The 16,909-nt window shown below is 65.1% G+C and carries 15 protein-coding genes and 1 pseudogene; 4 read left to right on the top strand and 12 right to left on the bottom strand.

The genetic code is table 11. The features are described from left to right. Nucleotides 1-13: 13 nt before the first annotated feature. The 6 genes from AC3WL8_RS02285 to AC3WL8_RS02260 all read right to left on the bottom strand — a co-directional run bounded on the left by AC3WL8_RS02285 (nt 14) and on the right by AC3WL8_RS02260 (nt 6,392). A complete protein-coding gene (locus AC3WL8_RS02285; protein WP_013957863.1) occupies nt 14-790 on the bottom strand; it encodes an ABC transporter ATP-binding protein in 777 nt (258 codons plus the stop codon). A 15-nt stretch (nt 791-805) separates the two neighbouring features. After that, on the bottom strand, nt 806-1,963 hold the full coding sequence (locus AC3WL8_RS02280; protein ID WP_211980248.1) for an ABC transporter permease subunit: 1,158 nt from the start codon (nt 1,961-1,963) through the stop codon (nt 806-808). 13 nt (nt 1,964-1,976) lie between these two features. Then, entirely contained in the window at nt 1,977-2,912 is a 936-nt protein-coding gene (locus tag AC3WL8_RS02275; RefSeq protein ID WP_013957865.1) for a branched-chain amino acid ABC transporter permease, read from the bottom strand. A gap of 216 nt (nt 2,913-3,128) precedes the next feature. Beyond that, on the bottom strand, nt 3,129-4,331 hold the full coding sequence (locus AC3WL8_RS02270) for a branched-chain amino acid ABC transporter substrate-binding protein (protein WP_013957866.1): 1,203 nt from the start codon (nt 4,329-4,331) through the stop codon (nt 3,129-3,131). 567 nt (nt 4,332-4,898) lie between these two features. Continuing rightward, nucleotides 4,899-5,864, bottom strand: coding sequence for a 4-hydroxy-3-methylbut-2-enyl diphosphate reductase (ispH, locus tag AC3WL8_RS02265; RefSeq protein WP_492377809.1), 966 nt, complete (start codon nt 5,862-5,864; stop codon nt 4,899-4,901). A gap of 39 nt (nt 5,865-5,903) precedes the next feature. Then, nucleotides 5,904-6,392, bottom strand: coding sequence for an FKBP-type peptidyl-prolyl cis-trans isomerase (locus AC3WL8_RS02260; protein ID WP_013957868.1), 489 nt, complete (start codon nt 6,390-6,392; stop codon nt 5,904-5,906). A gap of 105 nt (nt 6,393-6,497) precedes the next feature. Here AC3WL8_RS02260 and radC point away from each other — a divergent pair. From radC to nadB, 4 genes and pseudogenes are all read left to right on the top strand, one after another. Continuing rightward, nucleotides 6,498-7,115: pseudogene (gene radC, locus AC3WL8_RS02255) on the top strand (RadC family protein). A 150-nt stretch (nt 7,116-7,265) separates the two neighbouring features. After that, the gene (gene rpmB / locus AC3WL8_RS02250) at nt 7,266-7,499 is read left to right on the top strand and encodes a 50S ribosomal protein L28 (protein ID WP_006575661.1); all 234 of its coding nucleotides are present in this window, start codon (nt 7,266-7,268) and stop codon (nt 7,497-7,499) included. 13 nt (nt 7,500-7,512) lie between these two features. Then, nucleotides 7,513-7,683: a 50S ribosomal protein L33 gene (rpmG, locus tag AC3WL8_RS02245; RefSeq protein ID WP_010814980.1), complete on the top strand. Its 171-nt coding sequence runs from the start codon at nt 7,513-7,515 to the stop codon at nt 7,681-7,683. A gap of 178 nt (nt 7,684-7,861) precedes the next feature. Further along, nucleotides 7,862-9,454 (top strand): L-aspartate oxidase, encoded by a 1,593-nt coding sequence (gene nadB / locus AC3WL8_RS02240; RefSeq protein WP_492377808.1) that lies wholly within the window; start codon nt 7,862-7,864, stop codon nt 9,452-9,454. 72 nt (nt 9,455-9,526) lie between these two features. On the opposite strand, the gene nadC is transcribed toward nadB, so the two are convergent. From nadC to purN, 6 genes are all read right to left on the bottom strand, one after another. Then, nucleotides 9,527-10,390, bottom strand: coding sequence for a carboxylating nicotinate-nucleotide diphosphorylase (gene nadC / locus AC3WL8_RS02235; protein WP_211980252.1), 864 nt, complete (start codon nt 10,388-10,390; stop codon nt 9,527-9,529). Beyond that, nucleotides 10,387-11,541 carry a quinolinate synthase NadA gene (gene nadA / locus AC3WL8_RS02230; protein ID WP_013957872.1) on the bottom strand — a complete coding sequence of 385 codons (1,155 nt, stop codon included), beginning with the start codon at nt 11,539-11,541 and terminating at the stop codon, nt 10,387-10,389. The genes nadC and nadA overlap by 4 nt, the downstream gene beginning before the upstream one ends. A gap of 127 nt (nt 11,542-11,668) precedes the next feature. Continuing rightward, nucleotides 11,669-12,859, bottom strand: a complete 1,191-nt coding sequence (locus AC3WL8_RS02225; protein ID WP_013957873.1) for a DesA family fatty acid desaturase — start codon at nt 12,857-12,859, stop codon at nt 11,669-11,671. 385 nt (nt 12,860-13,244) lie between these two features. Continuing rightward, nucleotides 13,245-14,648: a mechanosensitive ion channel family protein gene (locus AC3WL8_RS02220; protein WP_013957874.1), complete on the bottom strand. Its 1,404-nt coding sequence runs from the start codon at nt 14,646-14,648 to the stop codon at nt 13,245-13,247. A 65-nt stretch (nt 14,649-14,713) separates the two neighbouring features. Next, complete coding sequence (locus AC3WL8_RS02215; RefSeq protein WP_013957875.1) at nt 14,714-16,108, bottom strand: RsmB/NOP family class I SAM-dependent RNA methyltransferase; 1,395 nt, start codon at nt 16,106-16,108, stop codon at nt 14,714-14,716. Next, the gene (purN, locus tag AC3WL8_RS02210) at nt 16,105-16,773 is read right to left on the bottom strand and encodes a phosphoribosylglycinamide formyltransferase (protein WP_492377807.1); all 669 of its coding nucleotides are present in this window, start codon (nt 16,771-16,773) and stop codon (nt 16,105-16,107) included. Before purN ends, AC3WL8_RS02215 begins: the two co-directional genes overlap by 4 nt. Between the last annotated feature and the right edge of the window lie 136 nt (nt 16,774-16,909).

The raw sequence follows: 16,909 nt of genomic DNA, 5'->3' as shown, positions 1-16,909 counted from the left end.
TGCGGCTCCCCCGTCAGTGGGCCGAAGTGCCGAGGTAGGCCTCGATCACCGCCGGGTTGTTCTGGACGTCATGCGGCAGGCCCTGCGCGATGACCTTGCCGTAGTCGAGCACGGTCATGCGATTGCAAAGGCCCATCACCAGTTTTACGTCGTGCTCGATCAGCAGGATGGTCTTGCCATCGGAGCGGATCTTGTCGAGCAGGCCGCGCAGCTCAACCTTCTCGGTGGCGTTCATGCCGGCCGCGGGCTCGTCCAGCGCCAGCAGCTTGGGCTCGGTGGCCAGCGCGCGGGCAATCTCGAGCCGGCGCTGGTGGCCATACGAGAGGTTGCGCGAGGTGAAGTTGGCGTACTTGCCGATGCCGACATATTCGAGCAGGTCGTGCGCCATGTCCTCGATGGCCTCTTCCTCGCGCCGCACCGAGGGCGGGCGAAACACCGCGCCCAGCAGATTGGCCTTGGTGCGCACGTGGCGCCCCACCATCACGTTCTCCAGCGCGGTCATGTCGCCGAACAGGCGGATGTTCTGAAAGGTGCGGGCGATGCCGGCCTTGGCCACTTCATGCACCGCGGTGGGCTGGTAAGGCTTGCTGTCCAGCACGAACTCGCCAGAGTCCGGTGTGTACAGGCCCGTGATCACATTGAAGAAGGTGGTCTTGCCCGCGCCATTCGGCCCGATCAGGCCGTAGATCTCGCCCTGCTTGATCTGCAGGCCCACTTCCGACAGGGCCTGCAGCCCACCGAAACGCTTGTTGACCCCCTGTACCGACAGGAGGAAGTTGTCATTACTCATTATTCGTCCTCTTGCTCAGAAACGGCCCACGGTGCCGGCACGGCGCACCACCGGCCGGTCTTCCTTGCGCGGCGACGGCCACAAGCCGGCCGGGCGGTACAGCATCACCACCACCATGGCCAGGCCGAACAGCAGCTGGCGCAGCACTTCGGCATCGACCACTACATGACCGAAGATGGCGTGCTGGACCGGCTCGGCCACCACGCGCAGCAGCTCCTGGAAGCCGACCAGCAAGATGCCGCCCAGGATCACGCCCGGGATATGGCCAATGCCGCCCAGCACAACGATCGCCAGCACGTAGATGGACTCCCACAGCGTGAACGATTCGGGCGAGACGAAACCCTGGAAAGCGCCGAACACGGCACCCGAGCAACCACCGAAGGAGGCCCCCATGGCGAAGGCCAGCAGCTTGATGTTGCGGGTATTGATGCCCATCGCCTTGGCGGCGATCTCATCTTCGCGAATCGCCACGAAGGCACGGCCGATACGCGAGTTCTGCAGGCGCAGGCAGACGAACACGATGACGATCACCAGCGCGACCAGCAGGTAGTAGTACATGAACACCGGCGTCAACTTGAGCCCAAAGATCTCGTGCGTTTTGGAAAAGTCGAAGCCGAAGATATGGACCGGGTCGATCGCCGTGACGCCCTTCGGGCCGTTGGTGATGTTCACCGGACGGTCCAGGTTGTTCAGGAAGATACGGATGATCTCGCCGAAGCCCAGTGTCACGATAGCCAGGTAGTCGCCGCGCAGCTTGAGCGTCGGTGCGCCAAGCAGCACGCCGAACGTGGCTGCCACCAGCACAGCGATTGGCAGCACAAACCACATGCTCAGGTGCAACCCCTGCGGGAACAGGGCGTGGATTGCCTCGAACTGGTTGGCCAGATGGGGCGAGCCCAGCAAGGCCATCAGATAAGCGCCCACCGCGTAGAACGCGATATAGCCCAGGTCGAGCAGGCCGGCAAAGCCCACCACGATGTTCAGGCCAAGCGCCAGCATGATGTACAGCATTGCAAAGTCGAGCACGCGCACCCAGTAATTGCCGCCCAGCGTCTGCACGAGGAACGGCGCGCACATGGCGACCACCAGGAAGGACAGCAGCGCGGCCAGGGTCTTGGCCGGTACTCGGGACGGTGCTGCAACCACCGCCGTGGATGGAATCGGGGTATTCATGGATTCTCTCTCCTCAGGCGCGCTCGGCAACACGTTCGCCCATCAGGCCGGACGGACGGAACACCAGAACCGTGATCAGCACGATGAAGGCAAACACATCCTGGTAGTTAGAGCCAAAGATGCCGCCGGTAAGGTCGCCGATGTAGCCGGCGCCCAGTGCTTCGATCAGGCCAAGCAGCATGCCGCCGACCATGGCGCCGGCCAGATTGCCGATGCCGCCCAGCACCGCGGCGGTAAACGCCTTCAGTCCCGGGATGAAGCCCATGTAGAAGTGGGCGTTGCCGTAGTTGGTGGCCATCATCACGCCAGCCAGCGCGGCCATCGTGCCGCCGATCATGAAGGTGGCGGAGATCACGAAATTCGGGTTGACGCCCATCAGGCCGGCCACCTTCTGGTTCTCGGCGGTGGCGCGCATGGCGCGGCCGAGCTTGGTGCGGTTGACCAGCAGCAGCAGGCCTCCCATCACCAGCACTGCCATTGCGATGATCGCAATCTCCTTACCGGTGATGGTGGCGCCGGTCGTGCCGATATCGATCGGCGCGGAAGGCAGCAGTTGCGGGAAGGTCAGCGGATTGCGCGACCAGATCATCATCCCCACTGTCTGCAGGATGATGGAAACGCCGATCGCGGTAATCAGCGGGGCCAGTCGCGGCGCATTGCGCAGCGGTCGATAGGCGGCCCGCTCGATAGTGAACGAAAGCATGGCGCAGACCGGCATGGCGACCAGCGTGGCGATGACCAGCGTCAGCCATTCGGGCAGCCCCGGGGCAATTTTCTGCAGACCAAGGATGGCTGACAGGGCGGTCAGCGCGCCGATCATCAGTACGTCGCCATGGGCGAAGTTGATGATGCCGAGAATACCGTAGACCATGGTGTAGCCCAGTGCGATCAGCGCATAGATGCTGCCAATCACCAGGCCGTTCACGATCTGTTGGATAAAGATATCCATGAAAACTCCTGCTTCTGCCCCGACCGCTCGGCATAGTGTAGATGCCAGGGTGGGCGTTGGTGTTTATGAGTGGTGTGGTGGGTAAGGTGGTTGCTGGTAAGCGGCCTGCCGCGTTCCGCCCATGGTAAGGGCGCTATTACATATGGCTAGGCTAAAAATAACGGCACCGCAAGGTACTCACGGTGCCGTCCATACATTCGGGCGGGTAAGCCCGAATTACATCTTCACGATGTCAAGCACGGACTTCTTCTTGTCCTTGTACTCGTACAGCGTGATGGTGCCTTCCTTCATGTCGCCCTTCTCGTCGAAGGCGATGTTGCCGATCAGGCCCTTGTAGTTGGTCTTGGGCATCTCGACCAGGATGGCGGCCGGCTCGGCAGAGTTGGCGCGCTTCATGGCGTCGACGATGACCATCACCGCGTCATACGTAAACGGGGCGTAAATCTGCACCGGCGCATTGAAGCGGGCTTGATACTTTTTCTCGAACTCGGCGCCCTTCTCCATCTTCGACAGCGCCAGACCTGCCTCGGAGCAGATGATGTTGGAGACCGCATCGCCGGCCAGTTCGGCCACCTTGTCGGTACATACGCCGTCGCCGCCGACGATCTTGGCGCCGATGCCGAGTTCCTTGGCCTGCTTGGCGAACGGGCCGCCGGTGGCGTCCATGCCGCCGTACATGATGACGTCCGGCTTCTTGCCCTTGATCTTGGTCAGAATGGCCTTGAAGTCGGTGGCCTTGTCGTTGGTGGCTTCACGCGCCACCACGCTCACGCCGGCTGCCTTGGCAGTCTTCTCGAACTCGTCGGCCAGGCCCTTGCCGTAGGCGGTGGCGTCGTCGACGATCGCCACGCTCTTGGCGTGCAGGCTCTTGGTGGCGTAGTTGGCCAGCGCCGGGCCCTGCTGGGCATCGGTGGCCACCACGCGGAAGGTGGTCTTGAAGCCCTGCTTGGTGTAGTCGGGGTTGGTCGCGGACGGCGAGATCTGCACGATGCCGGCATCGCTGTAGATCTTCGAGGCCGGGATCGAGGTGCCCGAGTTCAGGTGGCCGACCACCGCCACCACCTTGGTGTCGACCAGCTTCTGCGCCACGGCGGTGCCGGTCTTCGGATCGCCTGCGTCGTCTTCGCCGACGAGTTCCAGCTTGATCTTCTTGCCACCGATTTCCAGGCCGGTCTTGTTGACTTCTTCCACGGCGAGGCGGGCGCCGTTTTCGTTGTCCTTGCCAAGGTGCGCAATGCCGCCGGTGAGCGGTGCCACATGGCCGATCTTGACGACGACTTCGCCGCCGCCCGCTGCAGGAGCTGCTGCAGCCGGCGCCGAAGACGCCGCATCAGCCGGCTTCTCTTCCTTCTTGCCGCAAGCTGCTACGAGCGCCACTGCGGCCGCAATCGGCAGAATCTTGGCAAACGTGATTTGCATGAGTGATCTCCTAGGATTCACGAAGACAGGGATTTTCAACGCCTCCCGGACGTTTCCCTGGACCGCCTTTGTTTAGTTTCAATTTGAAACGCGCGCATTGTATCCCCTTTCTTAGTCGATGCAATACGCGACGCAACATCCTTAACCATTTACCGACCAAATGAGCTAGGGAATTTCCCCAATGCACAGATTGCGGCAATTCCCGCTCACATGACGCGGCCGCCTCACCTACTTACAAGAATCGTGCCTGCGCCGCCCGGTGAGGCGTATAAGCATCGCCAGCACCACCTATAATGCGCCTTTATTAATTAGGTGTTTCATTTAAATTCAGTTGCGCCCATCTCTAATGTGCAGAATGTAGCGCCGCACCATAATAGGGAAAACCCCAGACCCGGGGATTACCCTGATTTGTCTGGTCAGCAGGACAGCCATGTTATTACCGGCACCATCCTCGTGCATTATTCGCACCGGCCGGCTGCAATTCGGGCGCACCAAAGACAAAGGGCGCCGCATCAAGCGGCGCCCTTGTTCAAGGCAAGGCTGGCAGGCGGGCGCAGCCCGCACCCATCAGGCGGCGGCGCTGGTTGGCAGCAGTCCGCGCGGCAGCGGGAACGCCATGTTCTCTTGAATGCCGTCGAGCGGCCGCACCTGGCGCGCACCAAGTTCGCGCAGGCGGTCAACGATGGACTGGGCCAGCGCCTCGGGCGCCGAAGCGCCGGCGGTCAGGCCGACACGGCGCTTGCCGGCGATCCATTCGGGGCGCACCTGCTCGGGGGCATCCACCATATAGGCCGGCACACCCAGGCGCTCGGCCAGCTCGCGCAGGCGGTTGGAGTTGGAACTGTTGGGGCTGCCCACCACGATCACCACCTCCACCTGCGGCGCCATGAACTTCACCGCGTCCTGGCGGTTCTGCGTGGCATAGCAGATGTCCTGCTTCTTGGGCTCGCGGATCTGCGCGAAGCGCGCCTTGAGCGCGGCCACGATCTCGCGGGTCTCATCCACCGACAGCGTGGTCTGGGTCACGTAGGCCAGCTGCGACGGGTCGGCAACCTGCAGCGTGGCGACGTCGGCCACCGACTCCACCAGCAGCATGCCGCCGCTGGCCTGGCCCATGGTGCCCTCCACTTCCGGATGGCCGCGATGCCCGATCATCACGATCTCGCAGCCCTCGGCGCGCATTTTGCTCACCTCGACATGCACCTTGGTCACCAGCGGGCAGGTGGCATCGAACACGTGCAGCCCGCGCGCGGCGGCGTCGGCGCGCACTTCGCGCGACACGCCGTGGGCGCTGAAGATGACGGTGGCGCCCGCGGGCACCTCGTCGAGCTCGCGCACGAACACCGCGCCCTTGCGGCGCAGGTCGGCCACCACATAGGCGTTGTGGACGATCTCGTGGCGCACGTAGATGGGCGCGCCGAAGCGCTCGAGCGCACGCTCGACGATCTCGATGGCACGGTCCACGCCGGCACAGAAGCCGCGCGGCTGCGCCATCAGGATTTCTGCGTCGGGTGCGAGGGTCAGGTCAGGCATGCTGCGGTATCAGGATGGTTCGGCACGCGTGCGGCGTGCTCAGAGAATGCCGATCAGCTGCACGTCGAACAGGATGGTCTGCCCGGCCAGCGGATGGTTGAAGTCAAAGAGCGCAGCGGTCTCGCCGATCTCCTTGAGCACACCCGCGTACTTGCCGCCGCCGGGCGCGTTGAACTCCACCAGGTCGCCCGGGCTGTAGTCCTCTTCGAACGAACTGTTCTCGCGCAGCGTGGCCAGCGACACCCACTGCAGCAGCTCGGGGTTGCGCGGGCCAAAGGCCTGCTCCGGCGCTAGCCGGTAGGTCATACGCTCGCCTTCGGGCATGCCGAACAGCGCCTGCTCCAGCGTCGGCGCGAACTGGCCCTGGCCGAGCAGCAGCGTGGCGGGTTTCTCCTCGAACGTGCTGACAACCTCGGTGCCGTTCTCGAGCGCGATGCTGTAGTGCAGGGTCAGGAAAGAGTCAGCCTGGACAGTCTTGCGGCCAGCCGTGCCGCCGTCGGTTTCCGACGCGAAAGTTTGCAAATTCATGGGTGATCAACCGGTCAACAACCCGTATTGTATTCGACTGGCCCATCGCCCGCCGCCCCGGGCCCGGCCTCACCCTCATCACGGCGTGACTACCCTGGAGTGCTCATGACCATTGCCAACTGGCCCGCCTGCGAGCGGCCCCGCGAGAAACTGCTGGAAAGCGGCGCCGCCGCCCTGTCCGACGCCGAGCTGCTGGCCATCTTGCTGCGCGTGGGCGCGGCCGGCAAAAGTGCCGTGGACCTGGCACGCGAGCTGCTGCACCGCTTCGGCTCGCTGACAGCCCTGTTCGCGGCCGAGGGGCGCGCGCTGACCAGCATCCGCGGCATGGGCGAGACCAAGTATGCCTAGCTGCAGGCCATTCCGGAGCTGGCACGGCGCGCGCTGGCCGAATCGCTGCGGCTGCCCACCCGCTTCGACTCCCCGGCGGCGGTGCGCAACTACCTGCGCCTGACGCTGGCATCGCTGCCGCACGAGGTGTTCCTGTGCCTGTTCCTGGATCCGCCCAACCGCATGGTGGCCAGCGAGGAGCTGTTCCGCGGCACCCTGACGCGCACCGCCGTCTACCCGCGCGAGGTGGCGCGCCAGGCGCTGGTGCATAATGCGGCCGGCATCATCGGCGCGCACAACCACCCGCGCGGCACCACCGCTGGCCGACTGCTGCGACCGCCCGCCCGGGCTGTGACGCCAACGCCACGGCACCGGCAGCGCAGCAACACCAGATAACGTCAAAGCACAGAAGGCATTGATTCGGCGAGGGAATCCGGTCTATAATGCCCGTTTTGCTGAAGTCTCAACCGCTGCAGTCCGGGCCCGCGCGCCTTTTGTTGATCTGTTGCGAACATTGTCCACGAATAGAAGATTTAGGAGTGCTTCATGGCACGCGTCTGTCAAGTGACCGGGAAAGCGCCGATGGTCGGCAACAACGTTTCCCACGCAAACAACAAGACCAAGCGCCGTTTTCTGCCCAACCTGCAGAATCGTCGTTTCTTCGTTGAATCCGAAAACCGCTGGGTGAGCCTGCGCGTCTCGAACGCCGGCCTGCGCCTGATCGACAAGAAAGGCATCGACTCCGTGCTCGCCGACCTGCGCGCACGCGGCGAAGTCTAATTAGGAGCACATCATGGCAAGCAAGGGCGGCCGCGACAAGATCAAGCTGGAATCGACCGCAGGTACGGGTCATTTCTACACGACCACCAAGAACAAGCGCACCATGCCGGAAAAGATGGAGATCATGAAGTTCGATCCCGTCGCCCGCAAGCACGTCGCTTACAAGGAAACCAAGATCAAGTAATTGATCCCGGTTCCCGCCAGAAAGCCCCGCCATGCCGCGGGGCTTTTTGTTTTGTCCATGCAGTGCTGGTGCGATAGGCGACCACCGCACCCGCGGCACTGATGCACGGCATGGCGGGCAGGTGTAGACTTTCCCGTTTCCCCCATCTGCCAAGCGCCCCCCGGCGCATCTCCGCATCATGAATTTCGACGTCGCCATCGTCGGCAGCGGCCTGGCCGGCCTTACGGTCGCACTGCAACTGGCCGACACCCACCGGGTGGCCATCCTCAGCAAGCGCGCCATGACCCAGGGCGCCAGCGACTGGGCGCAGGGCGGGATTGCCGCTGTGCTGGATTCCGGCGACAGCCATGACGAGCATACGCAGGACACGCTCGTCGCCGGTGCGGGGCTGTGCGACGAAGAGGCCACGCGCTTCATCGTGGAGCACGGGCGCGAGGCCATCCAGTGGCTGATCGACCGCGGCGTGCCGTTCACGCGCGACGAGCAGGCCGAACTGGGCTTCCACCTGACGCGCGAGGGCGGCCACAGCCGCCGGCGCATCATCCACGCCGCCGACGCCACGGGCCACGCCGTGGTCAGCACGCTGCTGCAGCAGGCGACGCAGCATCCGAACATCACCATCCTGGAAGACCACTTCGCGATCGACCTGATCACCTCGCGCAAGCTGGGCCTGCCGGGCAACCGCTGCTACGGCCTGTACGTGCTGGACGACAGCACCGGCGCAGTGCATACCCTCACCGCCACGCACACCGTGCTGGCCGCGGGCGGTGCCGGCAAGGTCTACCTGTACACCACCAACCCGGATACGGCCACCGGCGACGGCATCGCCATGGCCTGGCGCGCGGGCTGCCGGGTGTCGAACATGGAATTCATCCAGTTCCACCCGACCTGCCTGTACCACCCCTACGCCAAGTCCTTCCTGATCTCCGAAGCGGTGCGCGGCGAAGGCGGCCTGCTCAAGCTGCCCGACGGCACCCGCTTCATGCCCGAACACGATGCGCGCGCTGAACTGGCGCCGCGCGACGTGGTGGCGCGCGCGATCGACTTCGAGATGAAGAAGCGCGGCCTGGACTGCGTCTACCTGGACATCAGCCACCAGCCCGAGTCCTTCCTGAAGGAACACTTCCCGACCATCCACGCGCGCTGCCTGGAGTTCGGCATCGACATCACGCGCGAGCCGATTCCCGTGGTGCCGGCCGCCCACTACACCTGCGGCGGCGTGGTCACCGACACCGCCGGGCGCACCGATATCGGCAACCTGTACGCCGTCGGCGAAACCGCGTGCACCGGCCTGCACGGCGCCAACCGGCTGGCCTCCAACTCGCTGCTCGAATGCATGGTGATCGGCCGCGCCACGGCCGAGGACATTTCGTCCAAGGACAAGGCCGGCCTGCCGGACATCGCGCTGCCGGCCTGGGATGAAAGCCGCGTCTCCGATGCCGACGAGGAAGTGGTGGTGTCGCACAACTGGGACGAGCTGCGCCGCATGATGTGGAATTACGTCGGCATCGTGCGCACCAGCAAGCGCCTGGAACGCGCCCAACACCGCATCGGCCTGCTGCGCGAGGAGATCGCCGAGTACTACGCCCACTTCCGTGTCACCAGCGACCTACTGGAGCTGCGCAACCTGGTCGAGGTGGCCTCGCTGATCGTGGACAGCGCCTACTCGCGCCATGAAAGCCGGGGACTGCATTTCAGCCGGGACTATCCGGATGCACTGCCCAAGGCGCTGCCGACGGTGATGCAGCCGCCAGCCGCAAGGAAGCGCTGACGGCGGCCAGGCAAAGAAAAACGGGGTGGCGCCGCAAGGCCCCACCCCGTTTTTCTGGTATCGCGCGAAGCGTCAGCCGATGATCCGCAGCGAATAGTCCGTCGCCCGCACGTCCTTGGTCAGCGCACCGACCGAGATCCGGTCCACGCCGGTTTCGGCAAAGGTGCGGATGGTGTCGGCATTGACGCCGCCCGACACCTCCAGCAGCGCCCTGCCCCGGTTGAGCCTGACCGCATCCTGCATCATCGGCACGGTGAAGTTGTCGATCAGCACCGACTTCGCGCCGGCCGCCAGCGCTTCTTCCAGCTCGGCCAGCGATTCCACCTCGATCTGCACCGACGCGCTGGTATCCAGCGCCAGCGCCGCCTGCATGGCCGCGCTGATGCTGCCAGCCGCGGCGATGTGGTTTTCCTTGATCAGGATGCCATCGTACAGCGCCAGCCGCTGGTTCTCGCCGCCGCCGATACGGACCGCGTACTTCTGCGCCAGGCGCAGGCCCGGCAGCGTCTTGCGCGTATCCAGCACGCGCGCACGGGTGCCGGCGATCAGGTCGGCATAGCGGCGCGTGGCGGTGGCCACGCCCGACAGCAGCTGCAGGAAATTCAGCGACGGGCGCTCCGCCGTCAGCAGCGAGCGCGCCGGACCGGTGATCTCGCAGACCACCGAATCGGGCGCCATGCGGGCACCTTCCTGCTGCAGCCAGCGCACTTCCAGCGCCGGGTCGACTGCACGCATGCAGGCATCGAACCAGGGCTGGCCGCATAGCACGGCGGACTCGCGCACGATCACGCGTGCGCGCGCCGCCTTGGCCGCAGGTACCAGCAGGCCGGTCAGATCGCCGCTGCCGACATCCTCGGCAATGGCGGCCTGCACATTGGCTTGCAGCGCGGCCTGCAGCGCCGGGCCATAGCTGTCGAAAATCGGGTTCACGCTCATGCCGGGCCAATCCCCTGGAACAGCGCCTGTTCCTTGGCCAGGTCTGCCGACGGACGCACATTGCGCTTCTGCGCGGCGGCGAAGTCCAACATGCGGTTGATGCAAGTCACCGCCTGGCGCCCGGTCACCGGGTCGACATGGATCTCGTTGCGGCCGGTTTCCAGCACCTCGGCCAGGTTGGTGAGCGCGTTCATGGCCATCCACGGGCAGTGCGCGCAGCTCTTGCAGGTGGCGCTGTTGCCGGCCGTGGGCGCTTCAATGAAGTGCTTGCCGGGCGCCGCCATGCGCATCTTGTGCAGGATGCCGTTGTCGGTGGCGACGATGAACTCGGTCGCGTCCAGCTTCTGTGCGGCCTCGATCAGCTGCGAGGTGGAGCCGACCACGTCGGCCTGCGCCACCACGTTTTCCGGCGATTCCGGATGCACCAGGATCTTGGCGTTGGGGAATTCGCGGCGCAGCAGGTCCAGCTCGATGCCCTTGAACTCGTCGTGCACCAGGCACGAGCCCTGCCACAGCAGCATGTCGGCACCGGTCTGCTTCTGGATATAGCTGCCCAGGTGCTTGTCCGGCGCCCACAGGATCTTCTTGCCCTGCGCATGCAGGTGCTCGACGATCTTCAGGCCGATGCTGGAGGTCACCATCCAGTCCGCGCGCGCCTTCACGGCGGCGCTGGTGTTGGCGTAGACCACCACGGTGCGGTCCGGGTGCGCATCGCAGAAGGCGGCGAACTCGTCGGCCGGGCAACCCAGGTCGAGCGAGCAGGTCGCGTCCAGGTCCGGCATCAGCACGGTCTTCTCGGGGCTCAGGATCTTGGCGGTCTCGCCCATGAAGCGCACGCCCGCCACCACCAGGGTCTGGGCCTCGTGGTCGCGGCCGAAGCGGGCCATTTCCAGGGAGTCGGAGACGCAGCCGCCGGTTTCCTCGGCCAGGTCCTGCAGGTCGGCGTCGACGTAATAGTGCGCCACCAGCACCGCATTGCGCTCCTTGAGCAGGCGGCGAATACGTGTCTTCAGGGACTGGCGCTCGTCGGGCGTCAGCACCGGCGGCACCTTGGCCCAGGCATGGGCCACGCAGCTACCGCCAGTGGCGTTTTCGGCATCCGACAGGTTCGGCTTTTCGAACTCGACGGTCTTGATCGATTGTGGGGTCATCTCCGGTACTCCTCTAGACCTCCGCCAGCAAGGGTGCGGCCCGGCCAGAATATTGGGGAGTTTATCTAAAACAAAAGCCCCGCCATGGGCGGGGCTTTGTCAAACCATACGGCGCGGCCGAATTGTATCAGGCGTAGCGGCGCAGGCGCAGCGAGAAATCTTGCAGCGCCTGGATGCCACTGGCCTCGGCACGATGGCACCAGGCCTGCAGCTGCTGCAGCAGCTGCTCGCGCGTCAGGTTGGAACGGCCCCAGATGGCGGCCAGTTCACGGCGCATTTCGACGAAGGTCTGCAGCGCCTTGTTCTGTTCGACGATGCTGGCGAGCTGTTCGCGCTGCGGCGCGGCCAGCTTGGTTTCCTCGCGGTGGAACCACTTGCTGGCCGGCTTGAAGCTGCGGTACTCGGCCACGCCGCCTTCCTTGAGCTTGTCCAGTTCCTGGCGGAACGCGCCCTTGACGGCCTTGGCGTAGCGCGCCATCACGTCATAGCGGTTGGCGATGATCGCTTCCAGCGTGTTGTGGTCAACCGGGCGGGCTTCCACCAGGCGCGCCTTGGGCGGGGTCTTCTTGACCTTGGCCAGGCCGACTGCCTGCATCGCGCGGATATAGCCCCAGCCCACATCGAACTCATACCACTTGATCGAGAACTTGGCCGAGGTCGGGTAGGTGTGGTGGTTGTTGTGCAGTTCTTCGCCACCAATGATCAGACCCCACGGCGATACATTGGTCGAGGCGTCCTCGCAATCGTAGTTGCGATAACCCCACCAGTGGCCAAGGCCGTTGATGATGCCGGCGGCATGGATCGGGATCCACAGCATCTGCACCGCCCACACGGTCATGCCGATCACGCCGAACAGCGCCAGGTCGATGATCAGCATCAGGCCGACGCCCTGCCAGCCGAAGCGCGAGTACACATTGCGCTCGACCCAGTCATTGGGGCAGCCATGGCCGAACTTGGCGATGGTTTCCTTGTTCTTGGATTCGGCCCGATACAACTCCGCGCCCTCCAGCAGCACCTTGCGGATGCCGCGGGTCTGCGGGCTGTGCGGATCTTCTTCGGTTTCGCACTTGGCGTGGTGCTTGCGGTGGATGGCGGTCCACTCGCGCGTGACCATGCCCGTGGTCAGCCAGAGCCAGAAGCGGAAGAAATGCTGGGCGATCGGGTGCAGATCCAGCGACCGGTGCGCCATGCAGCGGTGCAGGAAGATGGTGACGCCGGCGATTGTGATATGCGTCATCACGAGCGTGTAGATGACGATCTCCCACCAGGTCCAGTTGGCAAGGCCGTTGGCGGCCCAGTCAAGAATAGTGTCGAACAAACTGTTCTCCGTCAGTTAAACAGGGACTTTCCCGTGCAGCCCGGCGGGGCCGGTGCACGCAATGCGCAGAAAAAAGGCTGCGAATCCAAGTGATTGCGATAGCTTTCTGGCGCCTGCCACGGGACCCGAAGTCATTCCGGGCTCCCAGGCACACGAGTCTCGCGCCGGCGCTGGGATGACCCTCCGCGGGCGGGACAAGGTACGAGCCGCTGCAATCTGGCGGCTGTCTGATGTGGGAGCGTGCGCTGCAACCTTAGCTGCAACCCGCGACAACCCGGCATTCTACCGGATCGCGCGACGCGCAAGCATACGCTATTTCCCGGATTTTGACGGGGTGCAACGGTTTTCGTTCCGTGGGTGGCGCATGCTGCGCCCGCCTGGCGGCCTATGCGGCACTCGCCGCATTCGCCTCCGCTACGATGTTAGATGGGGGCAGATCGGCACCGGGCAAGGGTGCTCCCCCCAGCACGCGGAGTTCGCGCTGCGGATAGGGGATGGAAATCCCATGCTCGCGGAGCGTGCGCCAGATCGCGCGGTTCATCGCGGACTGCACGCCCAGCTTGCCGTTCTGCGGATCGGCCACGAAGACCGCGACCTCGTACTCGATGCCGCTGTCGGCAAACAGCACCAGGAAAGCGGCGGGCTCCGGTTCGGGCAGCACGCGCGGCAGGTTGCGCACGCACGCGGTCAGCAGCGCGATCACCGTTTCCGGATCGGCGTTGTAGTCTGCCTGCACCCGGGTAGCCACGCGCACATTGGTGTTGGAGAACGAATGGTTCTGCACCGGCTGCGCCACCAGCTGCTCGTTCGGCACCAGGGTTTCGCCATCGCCGTTGCGCACCACCGTGTAGCGGGTGCGGATCTGCGACACGATGCCGGTGTACTTGTCCACCGTGATCTGGTCGCCCAGCTTGACCGAGCGGTCCAGCAGGATGATGAAGCCGGAGATGTAGTTGCTGGCGATCTTCTGCAAACCCAGCCCCAGGCCCACGCCCAGCGCGCCACCGAACACCGACAGCACGGTCAGGTCGATCCCCACCAGCGACAGGCTCAGCAGCAGCGACACCAGCAGCAGCAAGGCCTTGGAGATGCGCGTCAGCACCACCTTCAGGTTGCCGTCGAGGTTGGTCGAGCGCATCAGCCGCTCTTCCAGCCAGGAACCGAACCACAGCGCCACCAGCACCGTCAGCAGGATCCAGACCACCGCCATCAGGGTGTCGGCCAGGTTGATCTTCTGCTTGCCGCCGATCGAGAAGCGCACGCCCTCCATCCACGCCACCACGTCCGCCAGCACACCCAGCACGTACAGCGCCATGCCGGCCCACACCAGCGTGGTCAGCACCTTCTCCACCAGCAGCAGCATGCCGTGCAGCTGGCCGCTGCCCGACATTACCCGGCGCAGCACATAGAAGGTGAAATTCAGGAAGGTGATGCCGAACAGCGGCACCAGCGCCAGGCGCAGCACGCTGATCGGGATCAGCGGCGCCAGCGCGAAGCGGGCGATCAGCACCAGCACCCAGCCGGCGAGCGGGAACATGGCGCGCTCGAGGCTGGCGGCGGCAAAGCGCACGGAGAAGCTTGAGCTTTCGTAGCGCGCTTCCAGGCGCCGCACCACGAAGCGCGCCAGCGGCCACGCCACCAGCAGGCAGCCGGCCAGTACCAGCAGCTGCCAGAAGAAGCCCGGCCCGCCTGCGTCGCGGATCAGGTCGTCCAGCATCTTGCCGAACATGGAATGGGAGGCCTTCAGGTCCTTCAGGCCGCCCAGGTCGGACAGGGTCTCACCGTTCATGGAGGAAACTCAGGGTTGGCGCGGCCGCCCGCGCGATCGGCGGGCGGCCCGGCAGGCACCGCCGCTCAGCTGGTGCGTTCCAGCACCGCGGCAAAGAAGCCGTCGGTCTGGTGCAGGTGCGGATACAGGGCAAACATGCCGTTGTCCGGCAGCCCGGTCACTTCGATCTTCTGCTCGGCCAGCACTTCGGCGGCCGGCACCAGGCGGAAGTTGGGGTGCGCAGCCAGGAAGTCGCGCACGATCTGCTCGTTTTCAGCTTCCAGCACGCTGCAGGTCGCGTAGACCACGCGGCCGCCGCCCTTCACCAGCCGCGCGGCCGAGTCCAGGATCGCGCTCTGCTTGGCAGTCAGTTCCAGCACCGACTCCGGCGATTGCCGCCACTTCAGGTCGGGGTTGCGGCGCAGCGTGCCCAGCCCGCTGCAGGGCGCGTCGACCAGCACGCGGTCGGCCTTGCCGGCCAGGCGCTTGATCTTGGCGTCGCGCTCGGAGTCGATCAGCACCGGGTGGACGTTGGACAGCCCGCTGCGCGCCAGCCGCGGCTTCAGGTTGGCCAGGCGCTTTTCCGATACGTCAAAGGCATAGAGCCGGCCGGTGGAGCGCATCGCCGCGCCGAGCGCCAGGGTCTTGCCGCCCGCGCCGGCGCAGAAGTCGACCACCATCTCGCCGCGCTTGGGTGCGACCAGGTTGCACAGCAGCTGGCTGCCCTCATCCTGCACCTCGACCAGGCCGTTGACGAAGATCGGCAGTTGGTTCAGCGCCGGCTTGCCGGCCATGCGGATGCCGGCCGGCGCCATCGGCGTGGGCTCGGCGCCCAGGCCGGCGGCCTGCAGCTCGGCCAGTGCGGCCTCGCGGCTGGTCTTGGCCAGGTTGACGCGCAGGTCCAGTGGCGCCGGACGCAGCAGCGCGTCGCCCAGGGCCGCCGCAAAGGCCTCGCCGTGGCCGCGCACCAGTTCATCGTAGAGCCACTCGGGCAGGTTGGCGCGCACGCGCGGCGCCAGGCTGGAGCGCTCGATCGTGGTCAGTCGGTCCAGCCACTCGGCTTCTTCGGGATGCAGGAACGGGGTCAGCGTGTCGCGGCCCAGGGTCGCGGCCAGGCCCAGCAGCGCCAGCCGGCGCGAGGTCGCGCCCGTGCCGCTTTCGGCAAACTGCGCAAACTCGACGCGCCGGCGCAGCACCGCGTAGATGGCCTCGGCGATGATGCCGCGCTCGCGGTGGCCAAGCTTGCTGTTCTCGCGGAAGTAGTAGCTCACCACGGCATCGGCCGGGCGCGCAAACAGCATGACCTTGCCGAGCAGGCGGTCGATATGCTGGATATGGGTGGCATGCAGGCCGCCGTGCGAGCGGACCGCGGCGCCGTCGGCATTGGGCGACTTGCGGATGGGGCTGCCCTTGCCCTTGCTGCGCACGGGGGCGCGTCCTTCGCTGCGCGGGGATCGGGTTCCTGCCTGGGTGCGACTCATGCCTTGACTCCTCCCGCCGGGGTATTGGCGGAGATGGCCATCAGCAATTGCGATTCGGCCGGGTTGATAACGTTGACTACGCCGTCCTGCAGTTGCAGGCGGTTCTCGACGAACCATTGCACGGCGCGAGGATAGATCACGTGCTCGCATTCGAGCAGGCGCGCGGCCAGGCTCTCGGGCGTGTCCGCGGGCTGCACATCAAGTGCAGCCTGGATCACGATCGGGCCATGGTCGAGTTCAGGGGTGACAAAGTGCACGGTGGCGCCATGCAGCTTGACGCCGGCGTCCAGCGCCTGCTTGTGGGTGTTCAGGCCCGGGAAGCACGGCAGCAGCGACGGATGGATATTCAGCAGCCGGCCCGCATAGCGGTCGACGAAGCCGGGCGTGAGTATACGCATGAAACCGGCAAGTACCACCAGGTCGGGCGCGTAGGCGTCGATGGCCTCGGCCAAAGCCGCGTCGAAAGCAGCACGGTCAGGGTGCTGGCGATGGTCGACCACGCCGGTTTCGATGCCCTGCTGCTGCGCGAAGTGCAGCCCGGCGGCATCCGGCCGGTTCGACAGTACTGCCGCCACCCGGGCAGGCCAGCCGCCCCCCGCGCAGGCACGGACGATGGCTTCCATATTGGAGCCTCGCCCGGAAATCAAGATGACAATTTTTTTCATCGCGCAATTCTACCAAGGCAAGGCGCTAAACTCCGGTAAAGCCAACGCATTACGTGCTTAATTCACGAGAATCGGACAGGGCGCGATGTCTCTAACATGTGACGGCGTGACCGTATACCCCCGATTGATGGATTGT

Source organism: Cupriavidus sp. FW305-F7, from assembly GCF_058782875.1.
The sequence above is the reverse complement of the archived record's forward strand: the minus strand, read 5'-3'. Positions and strand labels throughout refer to the sequence as shown.